This is a genomic window from Microbulbifer mixtoriginis (SeqCode), assembly GCF_052466695.1.
Genome location: NZ_CP174285.1, coordinates 3,040,422 through 3,054,040, shown reverse-complemented (window position 1 = coordinate 3,054,040; position 13,619 = coordinate 3,040,422). Strand labels below are relative to the sequence as shown.

At 47.2% G+C, this 13,619-nt stretch carries 14 protein-coding genes; 11 read left to right on the top strand and 3 right to left on the bottom strand.

The window, feature by feature from the left end:
* Nucleotides 1–5 precede the first annotated feature (5 nt).
* From ACJJI0_RS13225 to ACJJI0_RS13185, 9 genes are all read left to right on the top strand, one after another.
* Nucleotides 6–527 (top strand): DUF1249 domain-containing protein, encoded by a 522-nt coding sequence (locus tag ACJJI0_RS13225; RefSeq protein WP_444882960.1) that lies wholly within the window; start codon nt 6–8, stop codon nt 525–527.
* Nucleotides 528–568: 41 nt separating this feature from the next.
* Nucleotides 569–1,393, top strand: a complete 825-nt coding sequence (locus tag ACJJI0_RS13220) for a phosphodiesterase (RefSeq protein WP_252083544.1) — start codon at nt 569–571, stop codon at nt 1,391–1,393.
* Between the two features lie 436 nt (nt 1,394–1,829).
* The gene (locus ACJJI0_RS13215; protein WP_444882959.1) at nt 1,830–2,480 is read left to right on the top strand and encodes a hypothetical protein; all 651 of its coding nucleotides are present in this window, start codon (nt 1,830–1,832) and stop codon (nt 2,478–2,480) included.
* A 74-nt stretch (nt 2,481–2,554) separates the two neighbouring features.
* On the top strand, nt 2,555–3,178 hold the full coding sequence (locus ACJJI0_RS13210) for a YqiA/YcfP family alpha/beta fold hydrolase (protein ID WP_444882958.1): 624 nt from the start codon (nt 2,555–2,557) through the stop codon (nt 3,176–3,178).
* Between the two features lie 12 nt (nt 3,179–3,190).
* On the top strand, nt 3,191–5,077 hold the full coding sequence (parE, locus tag ACJJI0_RS13205) for a DNA topoisomerase IV subunit B (RefSeq protein ID WP_286036993.1): 1,887 nt from the start codon (nt 3,191–3,193) through the stop codon (nt 5,075–5,077).
* An 83-nt stretch (nt 5,078–5,160) separates the two neighbouring features.
* A complete protein-coding gene (locus ACJJI0_RS13200) occupies nt 5,161–5,931 on the top strand; it encodes a hypothetical protein (protein ID WP_444882957.1) in 771 nt (256 codons plus the stop codon).
* Nucleotides 5,932–6,458: 527 nt separating this feature from the next.
* Nucleotides 6,459–6,737 carry a hypothetical protein gene (locus ACJJI0_RS13195; protein ID WP_444882956.1) on the top strand — a complete coding sequence of 93 codons (279 nt, stop codon included), beginning with the start codon at nt 6,459–6,461 and terminating at the stop codon, nt 6,735–6,737.
* A 206-nt stretch (nt 6,738–6,943) separates the two neighbouring features.
* Nucleotides 6,944–7,318, top strand: a complete 375-nt coding sequence (locus tag ACJJI0_RS13190) for an FAD-binding oxidoreductase (protein ID WP_444882955.1) — start codon at nt 6,944–6,946, stop codon at nt 7,316–7,318.
* 125 nt (nt 7,319–7,443) lie between these two features.
* Nucleotides 7,444–7,917: a hypothetical protein gene (locus ACJJI0_RS13185; RefSeq protein WP_444882954.1), complete on the top strand. Its 474-nt coding sequence runs from the start codon at nt 7,444–7,446 to the stop codon at nt 7,915–7,917.
* Nucleotides 7,918–7,963: 46 nt separating this feature from the next.
* Here the strand turns inward: ACJJI0_RS13185 and ACJJI0_RS13180 are convergent, their stop codons facing one another.
* Entirely contained in the window at nt 7,964–8,881 is a 918-nt protein-coding gene (locus ACJJI0_RS13180) for a LysR family transcriptional regulator (protein ID WP_444882953.1), read from the bottom strand.
* 121 nt (nt 8,882–9,002) lie between these two features.
* Here ACJJI0_RS13180 and ACJJI0_RS13175 point away from each other — a divergent pair, with 121 nt between their 5' ends.
* Complete coding sequence (locus ACJJI0_RS13175; RefSeq protein WP_444882952.1) at nt 9,003–9,725, top strand: SDR family oxidoreductase; 723 nt, start codon at nt 9,003–9,005, stop codon at nt 9,723–9,725.
* Nucleotides 9,726–9,760: 35 nt separating this feature from the next.
* On the opposite strand, the gene mmsB is transcribed toward ACJJI0_RS13175, so the two are convergent.
* Nucleotides 9,761–10,660 carry a 3-hydroxyisobutyrate dehydrogenase gene (gene mmsB, locus ACJJI0_RS13170; RefSeq protein ID WP_444882951.1) on the bottom strand — a complete coding sequence of 300 codons (900 nt, stop codon included), beginning with the start codon at nt 10,658–10,660 and terminating at the stop codon, nt 9,761–9,763.
* Nucleotides 10,661–10,699: 39 nt separating this feature from the next.
* Nucleotides 10,700–12,211: a CoA-acylating methylmalonate-semialdehyde dehydrogenase gene (locus ACJJI0_RS13165; protein ID WP_444882950.1), complete on the bottom strand. Its 1,512-nt coding sequence runs from the start codon at nt 12,209–12,211 to the stop codon at nt 10,700–10,702.
* 334 nt (nt 12,212–12,545) lie between these two features.
* Here ACJJI0_RS13165 and ACJJI0_RS13160 point away from each other — a divergent pair, with 334 nt between their 5' ends.
* Complete coding sequence (locus ACJJI0_RS13160) at nt 12,546–13,601, top strand: hypothetical protein (RefSeq protein WP_444882949.1); 1,056 nt, start codon at nt 12,546–12,548, stop codon at nt 13,599–13,601.
* The last annotated feature ends 18 nt before the right edge of the window (nt 13,602–13,619 follow it).

Below are 13,619 nucleotides of genomic sequence, written 5' to 3'. Positions count from 1 at the left end.
TGATAATGGCTCTACTGGGAGAAGCGAAGGCGCGGCAGCAACGGAAGTTGAAAATGTCGCCAAATGGCAACGCTAGGGCGGTGTATCGAGTCGATCTACCGTCTTATCATGCCGATTGTGACGCCAACTACCTGCGCTTGAGCAAATTGTTGCCTGAGCTTTCACAAAGAGCGCTTTGGCGCTACCAGTTGCCCGGCGGCACTCTGGTGTTGAGAGTAGTGGAGCGCTCCAGATATACCACGGAGGTGTCTCTGGCGGCGGAGGTAAATCTTAACGAGTGCCAATGGCTGGAACCTCCCGACTTGACTGTACGCCTCTACCACGATGCGTGTATGGCGGAGGTGATTAAAGCCAATGGTCGCGGGCCGGTGGGTGGTAAAGGAGTGGATACCGCCTACCCCAATCCCCGTATGCAGCATGCAGATGAGAGACCCCAAGCCAATCGCTTCCTTGGTGAATGGTTGGAGTACTGTCTTGCAAATGGTCGTGCAGAATTTGAACTGGTGTTGGATGGCCAGAGATTTTAATTCTGCTGCAGAACACACGGATGTGAACACAAGGTGAGCAAGTGATTCGCGAGCACAACAAGTCGGATTCACCCCTGGGGGTGACTTCGCACCGTCTTATCCAGATCACAGATCCACATATCGGCAGCAGGCCCGATTATCAATTATTGGGTCTGGATACCGGCCACACCCTCGATGAAGTTTTGACCTCTCTCCAAAGCCGGCAGCCCCATGCCCGGGCTCTGGTCGCCACTGGCGATATCAGCGCCAATGGTTCTGAGGCATCCTACTGCCGGTTCTTAGAAAAGACCCGCATACTTTCCATGCCCTGGTACTGGCTGCCCGGCAATCACGATGTGAGTGCCCGCATGAAAAAACTGGCCCCCAATCGCTGTATCGATTTGGTCTCCTTGGGGGATTGGCGCCTGCTGCTGTTGGATACCAGTGTGACAGGGCAGATTTGTGGTGGCTTGGACAGCGCGAAACTGGAGCGCCTTCAGTTGCTCCTTTGGGAGACTCGCGATCATCCGGTGATTATTATGATGCATCACCAGCCGGTCCCTGTGGGGAGTAAGTGGATTGATGGCCATATGCTGCGTGAGGGCTGTGAGACATTTTTGCAAATAGTTGATCAGGCTCCCCAGGTAAAAGCCCTGGTTTGGGGGCATGTACACCAGCAGTTTGACAGCAACCGAGGCCATCTCGGTCTGCATGCCACTCCCTCTACTTCGGTACAGTTTACTCCCGGCAGTGGCCCCTTCGCTGTCGACGAAGAGATGCCCGGCTACCGCTGGTTTGAACTGTATAGCGATGGCTCCTACGAAACCGGTGTGGAGCGGGTGGCTATCTCCAAGTATTGTGTCGATCTCGCCTCATCCGGTTATTGATTTAAGTCAAACCGCTGCGAATTCGCAGCGGTACTTTCACTAAAGCTCTCAAGTCTTCCTTCTTGCTATTGGCTCCCCAGTAAAGAATGCATTACTTTCTGAATAGGCAGCAAACAGATCACTGCCTATTGGTAACAACCATTCCTATTTTGTGCGACCTGAGCACAATGTATTTTCCCCTCTCTTTTTAGCAAAAAACCAAATAAAACCATTCTTAACCAATCCCTTGTGTTTTTCCCCTATCCTCCCCGTACAATGAGATTACCTGTATTGAGCGGTGATTTTTGAATATGGGAAAAGCGTGGTGAAAGGTGAGCCAATAAAGTATTCAAGTGTGGTTTCTAGAATTGCCGAGGTTTGAATCCTAACGGTGATAGATAATGTGATTGGAGCCTCTCGCCGAATGGATATTTTTCGAAAATTCAGGAGCTTGTAAATGCAACAATTATTTTCTATACCTCTCCTCGCAATTTTATTATTGATTACGGCTTGTAGTCAGCAGTCCACTTTACAGGATCGTAGCGATGGCCTGGAAGCACGCCCCAGCCAGCTCGATGAAGTCGCGGCAGCTTTCGCCTTGGATCTCAATGGCGCTAAGGTTTATATCGCACCGGTTCAAATTGACTACACCAAGCGATTCTCTTCCTTGCCCAGGCGCCAATATCGGGAAAAAGATTACGAGCTGGATCAGAGGGATCTACAGCGTTTGAATACACTGTTGGCGCAGAGCTTTAGTAATAAGCTGCTAAAACCGCGCAATGCCCAGCAAGTGTCGGAGCAGGCGGAAGCCGACTACACCTTATCCCTGTCACTGCAAGATTTTTCCCTGGCTGCACCGCTCGATCCATCTCCCTGGACTTGGCGTGTCTATACAGAGCAGAGCGCCTACGCACAGCTGGTAGGTACTTTGTACGATCGTAACGGCAGTGCAGTAATGCATTTTCGCGATCGGCGGGATATTGGTGAGAATCTCGGTTCCTCTGGGCCGGGTGGACGGCTGGAACGTTTCACCAGTGTTACCTTTTGGTCAGATATGCGTGTGGATATTCGCCGGGCTTTTGCTAGCTTGAACAGATCGCTGCTGTAATCGGTCCCTGAGAAGAGCAGGAACTGTGAGGAGACCAACCCCATCGCTGCCGTGGGGCGCTATAATCCCCGACTATGCAAACACAAAATCTCAACGGAAGGCCGCTGCTGATCTACCTGCACGGCTTTCTTTCATCGCCTCAGTCTTTTAAATGCCAGCTGATGCGGGACCGGCTGGCTGCCAATCACCCACAGATCATTTTCTGTGCACCACAGGTCTCTCCCTATCCAGGAAATGCTCAGCAATCATTACTGCGGCTATTGGATGGCTTCCTTGGCTCAGACAACTGCGGCCCCATAGGATTGGTTGGTAGCTCTATGGGGGGATTCTGGTGTACCTACCTAGGCGAGCGCTACCATTTGCCAGCGGTGCTGATCAATCCGGCCGTTCGCCCATCTCGCTTTATGCCGGCCTACGTCGGCCAGGTGTTACAACCCTACAGTGGTGAGTCCCAGGAGTATCGCCTAAGCGGTGCGGACGTTGATACCATGGCGCAATTGGAAGCAGAGATACCCAGTCCACTGCTGAGCCGCTATTGGCTTTTGGCACAGCGAGGCGATGAAACCCTCGATTACCGCGATGCAGAGTCTTTCTATCAAGGGCAACGTCAAACTGTCGAGGAGGGGGGCGATCACAGCTTTCAGGGCTTCGCGCGTTACTGCGATCCCATTGTCGAATTTCTATTTAACCAGCAGTAATTTATAAAAATTATGGCCAATTATTCCGCCGAAGATATTGAGGTACTCACAGGGCTGGACCCGGTGCGAAAGCGCCCGGGCATGTACACAGATACCACCCGCCCCAACCACCTCGCCCAGGAAGTGATCGACAACAGTGTCGACGAAGCGCTTGCCGGGCACGCGAAAAAAATTGAAGTGGTATTGCACAAAGACCAATCGCTCTCGGTTAGCGATAACGGTCGCGGTATGCCGGTGGATATTCACCCGGAACAGGGGCGCCCTGGTGTTGAAGTGATTCTTTCCACCCTGCACGCTGGTGGTAAGTTCTCCAACAAAAATTACCAGTTTTCCGGTGGTCTACACGGTGTGGGTGTTTCTGTAGTAAACGCTCTTTCCAAAGTGTTGGAAGTGACCATCCAGCGGGATGGTAAGGTGCACCGTATCGGTTTCAAAGATGGGGAAAAGGCCTCGGATCTTGAGGTTGTCGGTAATTGTGCCAAGCGCACCACAGGCACCAGTGTACGCTTTCTGCCCGACCCCAAGTATTTTGATTCCGCAAAATTCTCCGTGGTGCGACTGCGTCACCTATTGCGCGCCAAGGCGGTATTGTGCCCCGGCCTGACGGTCACTTTTATTAATGAGCAGGATGGTGAATCTGACGAGTGGTACTACGAGGACGGTCTCAAAGACTACCTCGCCGCTGCCAATCAAGGCTGGGAAATCTTGCCGGTCGAGCCCTTTGTGGGTAGCTTTGCCGCTTCTACCGAAGCGGCAGACTGGGCAGTGCAATGGCTGCCGGAGGGCGGTGAGATTACCGCCGAATCCTACGTTAACTTGATCCCTACCGCCCAGGGCGGTACCCACGTAAATGGGCTGCGTGCGGGTCTTCTGGATGCCATGCGTGAGTACTGCGAGATCCGCAATTTATTACCCCGCGGTATTAAGTTGGGCCCTGAGGATATCTGGGGGCAGTGCTCTTACGTACTCTCCGCCAAACTGGCAGACCCGCAGTTTTCCGGGCAGACAAAAGAACGCCTTTCCTCCCGTGAGGCCACCGCGTTTATTTCTGGTGTGGCCAAGGATGCGTTCAGCCTGTGGCTGAACCAACATACGGAAGAGGGTGATAAGCTTGCCGAGTTGTGCATTGGTAATGCACAAAAACGAATGCGCTCAGCAAAAAAAGTCGCGCGCAAGAAAGTCACTCAGGGGCCCGCGCTGCCGGGCAAGTTGGCGGACTGTTCCAGTGCCGATACCTCCCGCTCCGAACTCTTTCTGGTGGAGGGGGACTCCGCTGGTGGTTCCGCCAAGCAAGCGCGGGATCGCGAGTTCCAGGCCATCATGCCGCTGCGCGGTAAAATCCTGAATACTTGGGAAGTGGATTCCGCAGAGATTCTCGCCAGCCAGGAAGTGCACGATATTGCCGTGGCGCTGGGTGTTGATCCAGGCAGTGACAATCTGGAAGGGCTGCGCTACAACAAAATCTGTATCCTCGCCGATGCCGACTCCGATGGCCTACACATCGCCACACTACTCTGCGCTCTGTTCTTACGTCACTTCCGTCCGCTGGTAACTAACGGTCATGTCTATGTCGCCATGCCGCCACTGTTCCGTATAGACATCGGTAAAGATGTTTACTATGCGCTGGATGAGTCGGAGAAGCAGGGTATCCTCGATCGTATAAGCGCAGAAAAGAAAAAGGGCAAAATACAGGTGACCCGCTTTAAAGGTCTGGGTGAAATGAACCCCATGCAGTTGCGTGAAACCACCATGGACCCCAATACCCGCCGTCTGGTGCAACTGTATATTGATGCCGGCGATGACAGCAATCAGCTTTTGGATATGCTCTTGGCCAAGAAGCGTGCCGGGGATCGCAAGCAGTGGCTGGAAAGTAAAGGGAATCTGGCTGAAGTGGGTTAAGCCCTAATTAATCTCTGATCTATTTTTCTTAGGTTGCCTTAGTTTACTAGGGCAACAATTTAAAGCTCTATGGAAGGTATTTTGTGAAATTAACCCATTTATTTATCTTTTTTATTTTTTTCGTTTCTCCTTTAACCGGGTTGGCAAAAGATATTCAGTCTTTACTTAATCAGGAGATAGATAGTTTTATAGCAGAACTAAAAGGCGAAGATAACTTTGTCTTAACTAAAACTGCTAATCGTATTACAGGATCTGGATTAAGTGATGAACGTTTATTTGATGCGGCTGAACAGGTTCTCCTGGAAAAACACCAGGCGAATATGACAGTTGCTCAACGTGATGAGAAAGTGATTAGTGAAATCGTCAATTTGTTACGTACACTTTCATCATCTGGGAATACAAAATATTCACCCACTATCAATAAGATAATGCGTGAAAGTGGTAATCGTGCGATTAGAAATCGAGCGAAGCATGTGCTGACCAAGTTTAGTTTTTATCAAAAGCGCAATGCATTGATGCAGAATATGGAAGGCCATGTAGCTACTAATAGCTTGCATACTACACGCTTACTAAATTTGCTCAATAGTAACGATATGATCATGCAGCGGTTTGCCGCTGAGGAAGTTGTCCGCGATGGAGCTGCTGAAACCGTAATTCAGGAGTGGTTTTACAGGGCAGTAGAAAAGGATGTTAGGCAGCCTGTAGACAAACTACATATCGATACACTTGCCTGGTATTGCAAAGCTCTAGGTACGGTTAATAAAAGTGAGTACAAGGAATTCCTGAGTTCTATCGCTGATGATAGAAATGTACACAGAAAAATTAGAAGGCACGTGAAGAAAATTCTTAACTAGGTAGCTGCAACTGAGCGAGATGCCTTTGCATTTCGCTCACAACTCATCTTTCATTCTCCTCTCTTATTTTCTGTCGGCATAGAAATATGTTTAACAAATATGCCGCGATTTTTTTAGGTTGATATGTTTCACCTCTTCCTTCTCGCTTTATCCTTGGTGGATACTTTTACTTACTAATTTGAAATCTCTGAAATTTAATGGTGGGGGGATTATTTTTTCTTTTATTTAAAGGTTATGTCGTTGGCTGGTTGTATATAGGGTGCTCAGGCGTATAAATATTTGTTTCTGATTGGTGAGATCTGTTAGATGACAACAATATTAGAGTTTTGGATACGTTAACCATCTTCATGTTTTCTTAGAGGTTGTCAGTCTTCCAGACGCCTATAAAGAGGAAATAAACGTTCTAAGTTAGGTGATTGTATACTTTTGGTAGTAGAGCGTTATCTGTTGGTATACCTGTAAGAGCTAAGAGTTGGTTCTAAAAGTTATTTAAATTACCGTCTTGTTCGATGGGGTAGAGTCGGATTATGGTGTGGGATACTTTAAGTGCCGTTGGCGAGCTTGTTGGAGCCTTCGCAGTTGTCGCGTCCTTAGTCTATCTTGCTACTTTAATAAGAGTTCAGAATAAAGAATCCAAAATTGCTTCTATGCATGAGATATCTATTGCTCATCGAGAAGCTGTGGCGGCAATTTGTGAAGGTCCGATGGCAGATGTTTTTGCGAAGGCGATGAAGGATTTTGATTCGTTATCTAGTGCTGACACTTTGAGAATCATTGGTTTTGTATATCGTTTTTTTAAAATTTGAGAGGAGGCCTATTTTCAATATAAGGCAAACAGGCTGGATTTTACTATCTGGGACTCAATGACTCGTCAATATACTGCATATTTATCGATGATTCCCTTTAAGAGGATATGGGAGTTGCGATCTGAATATGTAGCTCCTGAATTCCGTGATTATGTAAATTCTAGAAAGCCAGTAGATTTAGTTTTACCCAATGCAGTCAGTAAAAAGTGATTCCCTTGTCCGCTGTGGAGATACAGGAGTTTCATTCCGATGGTTGCAGTATCTTTCCTGATGGCACTCTTGAACAGAGTGAGTTATGGCTTGATTGCTGCTATGCCCATGATCATGCCTATTGGAAGGGGGAAAGCTATTCTCAGCGGCAAGAGGCTGATTGTGACCTAGAAGTTTGTGTTGCCAAAACTGGGGAGAGGGAAATTGCGTTGTTGTTGCTGGTAGGGGTTAGAGTTGGCGGGACGCTATTCTTGCCAACCTCATTCCGTTGGGGCTATGGTTGGCCCTATTTGCGGGGTTATAAAGCCTTAACAGAAGAAGAGCTGGATGCTATTGAACAGCTGCAAGGATCCTTGCCTGGGTTGTTCTAGATAGTCTAATAATATTTTTATTCAATGTATAAGATTAACTCTATGGTTTTTTCTCTCTCAAGGATATTGGGAGCTAATGGTGATATGATCAATAATCAGAAGATTTTTTAAAAGGGATTTATAGCGTGGCTTATTTTCGTGGTGTTTTATGGTTCTGCATTACCCTGAATATACTGGTCTTTGCTTATCTGGCCTTCCTCTTGGGCTGGAATGTTGGGCTTCTTGAAGTTTTACTGGGAATCATTCTTGCTAATTTTCCTTTGCCTTTTATGGTTCGCTGGTGTGAGCGTATGGCCAAGGATTTAAAGGGGTACTGGATCAACTTTATTCCCTATATAAGCCCCGTATTGGTGGGGTTTGGTGGCTCAGCGGTCTATATTAATGCAGCGCTAAAAGGTGAAAAGGTATTTTGGCTTTATTTAACTGTGCCTATGGCACAGGCAACGGCTTTTTGGGTACTCCTGGCACTGGTCTTTTGTATTTACCCGTTCATTAATACTGAAAGGCAAGAAGTGGTAGAACCTGAGTATAGTAACAGCGCTGAAAGCCCCGCAGACATTTTGAAAAAAGAGCAGGAAAGGACGGATGAAATTGCTTAGTGTTTGTAAGCATTACTGTATATAGGTTCATATCTTTTATTGTTTATTAGTCTTCTGCTGGTTCCCTTTTCAGTAGCTGTCCATATTCTTTGGAAAAGTGGTCTTTTAGCCATTGCATCAGGCTACGTACGCGAACTAATTGATGGCGCAGCGGGGGGCAAACCATAGAGAGCTGGGTGGATTCTGACCACCCAGGCAAAATTTCCTGTAATTTACCTTTTTCGATATCTGCCTGGACGTAGATGTCTGCCAGGCGAGTTACACCAAGTCCTGTCAGTGCTGCAAGGTGCATCGCCCGGCCGCTAACCAGTTTGATACCCTGTTCCACCTCAATCTTATGCCTGGTCTTACCACGCGTTAGCACCCACTGGTTAACACTGCCGTAAATTAGGGGTACTTTCGAGAGGTCCATGGGCTTTAGAATTGGGCCACGCATTTTGATAAAATCCGGGCTCGCAACATAGCGGGTTTTGATACTGTGCAGTTTGCGTATTACGAGGGTGGAATCTGGCAGCTGCCCCATACGTATTACTAAATCGTAACGATCTTCAATGAGATCGACACGCACACTGGAAAAATCCAGCTGTATTTGTATTTCGGGATAAGTTTTCTGAAACTTAATGACTAGGGGGGCAATGATCTCCTCGCCGATAATCCCACCCACCGCATTGATACGAATTTTCCCCTTTATTTCCTCTTTGGCATGTGTTGCCCACTCTGCGGCACTATCTAGTTGCTGTATTGCCTGCTTGCATCGCTGGTAATAGCCTTCACCGACCTCAGTAAGTCGCAGCTTGCGGGTAGTGCGGTGTAACAGTTGAACACCCAGGGTGGACTCTAATTCGGAGACTTGTTGGCTGAGTGTAGCTTTGGAGAAACCTGTATGATCCGCAGCAGCAGTAAAACTGCCCCGCTCAGCCACAGCAATAAAGGCGCGTATGGCTCGCCAAGAGATATTGTTCATTGATTCCAAACAATGATTTCACATTAGTTGAGTTAATAGACGTAATTCTAAATTCTATACTGCCGATACAAAAGGGTTATCCCGTAGTCTTTAATCATTGATTGCAGAAGAGAGAGTCAGTATGTCTAAGCCATTGATTGTAATAACAGGTGCCAGCTCTGGAATTGGAGCATCAATAGCTCAGCATATGTCGGATGCCGGGCATCCGTTGTTGCTATTGGCGCGTCGTTTGGAAAAATTAGAAGCGATGAATTTACCGAACACCCTCTGCAGACAGGTCGATGTCACCGATCCTGCTGCGTTATCTGCAGCAATTCAGGAGGCTGAGACTCTTTATGGGCCTGTAGATTGTTTGGTGAACAATGCCGGTAAGATGTTGTTGGGGAACATAGAGACCCAGAGTGCTGAAGAGTGGCGGGAGATGTTTGATGTCAACGTGCTCGCCTTGATGAACTCCATGCAGGCTGTTTTGGCCGATATGAAGTCTCGTGGTCGCGGTACTATCCTCAATATCAGCTCGATTGCCGGCGTGAAGACATTTATCAATCATGCTGCCTATTGCGGAACCAAGTACGCAGTGTCGGCGATTAGCGAAACCGTGCGTGAAGAGGTTGCCGCAAGCGGAGTACGTATTATGGCCCTATGCCCAGGAGCTGTGGAGACAGAGCTACTGAGTCATACCACTTCTGAAGAGATTATCAAAGCTTACGAAGAGTGGAAGGCCTCCATAGGTGGCGCCATTAATGCAGAGGACATCGCTCGCACGGCGTTGTTTATGTACAGCCAGCCCCAGCATGTGAATATCCGAGAAGTGCAGATAGCCGCTACAGGCCAGGATCGATAGATGAGTTAGATCGGGAAAGAGGCTGAACAATCTAGCTATTGGTCGGCCTCCTTCCTGAAAATTGTTTGGATACTGGAGAAATCCAGTTCTTCATTGCCCTTCAGACTGTGTAAGCCAAATAGATTTCTGGCCAGTGAGCCGAGCGGTGTGTAGCTTTTGCTATTGTCGGCGGCTTGCTGAGCAAGCCCCAGATCCTTACACATCAACCCCACTTTAAAGCCTCCGCGATACTGATTACTAGCGGGCACACTATCCATAACACCGGGATAAGGATTATAAGTTTGTAGGGACCAGTTGGCGCCTGAGCTTTTCGCCATGATTTCGGTTAGCACTTTGGGATCTAGGCCGTTATTCACACCCAATTGGAGTGCCTCGGCGGTGCCAATCATATGAATAGCCAGCAACATATTGTTGCAGATCTTTGCCGTTTGCCCAGCTCCGGCAGGGCCTGCAAAAAAAACGTTGCCCCCCATATGCTGTAGAACTGTTTTGGCTCGCTCGACATCCTCGTGCTCACCGCCACACATAAAGCTGAGAGTTGCGGCAGCGGCCCCTTTGACTCCGCCAGAAACAGGAGCCTCTATTGCATGAAGGCCTTTATTTCGTGCGGCGTTAAGTAGGCGTTTTGAGCTGCTTGCTGAAATTGTGGAGCAATCAATAATTAAGGATCTCTCTTCGATAGCTTCCAGCAGATGATCTTTTTCAATATAAAGGCTCTCTACCGCAGCACTGCTGGGTAACATACTAATAACAAAATCTGCTCCCTTCACCGCTTCTGTTGCTGATGAACATTTTTCAACTCCCTGTTCTACAGATTTCTGAAGCAACTCCTCTACTGGATCGAAACCTCTTACACGGAATCCAGCTTTGATTAAGTTAAAAGCCATTGGGGCACCCATATGCCCCAGACCAAGGAAGGCTGTGATTTTATTCATGGCAGTATCCAAAAAATTAAATTTTATTGGTATGTGCAGTTACTTTAACTGTATCGTCATATTTGCCTGTTCAGCGTGTTCAATATCTGAATCGAACCAGCGGGCTGTGATGGTTTTTGTTTCGGTATAAAAACGCACGGCCTGCTTACCATAGGCGTGGAGATCCCCATAAAATGAACTGCGCCAGCCAGTAAAACTAAAGAAAGGTAATGGAACCGGGATAGGCACATTGATTCCTACCTGGCCCACAAGAATTTCGTGCTGATATTTACGTGCCGCTGCACCGCTGGCAGTGAATATGGAAGTTCCATTGCCGTAAGGGCAGTCATTCACCAGTTTTATTGCATCATCTAGGTGATCTACATTCACCAGACATAACACTGGCCCAAAAATTTCATCAGTGTAAATTGACATCTCGGTAGTAACATTGGCAAATAATGTAGGGCCAACCCAGTTACCATGGGGATATCCATCCACTGTAATTTTTGAACCATCCAGAAGGCAATCCGCCCCTTCTTTTTTGCCTGTCTCGATATAACCCAGCACACGTTCCTTTGCAGCAGGTGAAATTAAGGGGCCGTAGTCGGATTGTGGATTCTTCCAATGCCCGGGTGTTATCTTTGCCATCGCATCCTGTATTTCAGGAATCCAACTTTGCGCTTCACCCACTAATACCACAACCGAAATAGCCATACATCGCTGACCGGCAGCCCCTACAGAAGAGCCGATGATATTGTTAATAGTGGCATTTTTATTTGCATCCGGCATCACTACCATATGGTTTTTTGCCCCGGCAAAGGCCTGTACTCTTTTTAAATATTGAGTGCCTGTCTGATAGATATGGCGCCCAACTGGCACGGAACCGACAAAAGATATAGCTTTAATATCCGGATTTTTTAGTAAGAAATCTACCTGCTCGCGACCACCATGGATAACTTGTAGAACCCCTTTGGGTGCTCCTGCCTGCTCAAATAATTCAGCCAGTTTGCAAGGTGTAATGGGGTCTTGTTCAGAAGGTTTAAGAATAAAGGTATTGCCACAGGCAATCGCTAGCGGAAACATCCACAACGGTATCATTGCGGGAAAGTTGAATGGCGTAATACCGACGCAGACGCCAATGGGTTGAATATAGGAATAGCAATCTATAGCACTGGCAACGTTTTCAACGGTTTCCCCCATTAGCAGGGTAGCAATATTGGCGGCATGCTCAACCACCTCAATGCCTCGCCAAACATCCCCCTTGGCGTCTTCAAATGTTTTACCAGTTTCCTCTGCGAGAATCTCGGCCAGGGCTTCTTGGTGCTCTTTCAGGAGAGCTTGGTACTTGAGCATAATACGTGCTCTAGTAGGAACTGGGGTGTTCCGCCAAGAAATGAATCCCTGCTTGGCGGCGGTGATTGCCTGGAGTTGTTCGGCCTCAGTGGTATAGGGGGCTTGGGTTAAAACCTCACCTGTGGCGGGGTTTGTCACATCCAGCCACTCCTTGGTAGTGGACTGCACCCAGTCGCCATCAATGAATAGAGGAAGGCGTGAAGGGATGGATTTATTCATATTATTTGCCTTACCAGTAACCGGTGGGAAATTGCCAAACAGTTTAGGCGTTGCCTGAGTGAAAAAAGAGGTATTTTACGCCGCTTCTTGAGATGAAGAATATCGGCCTTGTTTTGTGGTGTATTTCGGGATGAATATCGATGAGAGTTTTAGCTGAGGAGCTTCCAGCTTTTGTTTGCAATATTGAATTTTTGTGCGCACCTTCTCAACCTGAAAAATAGCCTGCTTGTTTTCAAGCTTTGTCCGTAATCATGCTGTTAGTATGCCCTCTCTGTAGATTTGTAGTGAATTTGTGAGGTTTTCTATTCATTTAGTTTAAGAAAGAGGGTAAACGGTGTCTTATAGAAAAATATTTCAGGTATTCGTTTTATTTCTTTTTGGATCTTTCAGTTCCTTACTATCGGCAACCACTTTGGAGGATCTCCGGGCCCATACACCTACGTCAGATAAAACCTGGGCAGAACAATGGTTTTACAATATTGCTGTGCCGGATGTTGGATACTTCAAGATAAGTCTCCAAACCTATATTGCCCCTGATTTTGTTGCGCCCGCACCTAAAGCCTATATCCACTTGGCGTTTTCACCTAGAAGCGGTGTTGAGGTCAAATATGATATTTTCCGGGACGAAGTAATTTTGTCTAATCCAGATGGCTCTGATGGTTTTTATTACGAGGTTCCGGGGGTCGTTGTGGCAGATGAGGAGGGTCTTAGAGTAAGTCACTCAGACTTTAATTTTTCCATGCATTGGGCCGGGGAGCATCATCATTATTGGCATGGTTTAAATCCAGGTCAGACACCGTTCGGTATTATTCCAGAGCTGCCGGGAGTTGGAGGAAGATGGTTTCTCTATACAGTTGGGACTCCTATTGAATACAACTTTAGTGATGCAGGTCAGTCCCTAATAGGGCAGGGGTTTGCACAGCTGGATAAAGGATGGTATGACAAAGAATCCAGTGCCGGAATGATCTATTCAATGGGCCTGTCTGATGAACTTTACTATATGTTTACCGGAGCAAAACTGGGAGAGTCTAATTTTGAGATGTGGGCAGGCCGATATATTTCAGATGAGTATGATCTGATTTTTCACCCAGCATTTAATAATCTCTCCGTAAAAAGGGAGCTGGATGCTTGCGCCGGTCGTCTCAAAGTTGAGCTAAACAAAATAAAGTATAAGTTGATTATGGAGGCGCAAGCAGATATTAATAGCTTTTATCCACTTCTTTTTCCCTCGGTTATCATCTTTGGCGGTGAGCAAAGATATATGAAATCCATGCAGGCTAATATTAACTTCTCTTTGTATAAAAAGGGAAATTTGGTTGAGTCTGTCCAGATGCCTCAGGGGCTTCTAGAGTTTAGTGGCCCATTAGCTTGTGAAGATTTCTTCAACTGAAATGTGATATTTTTCAAG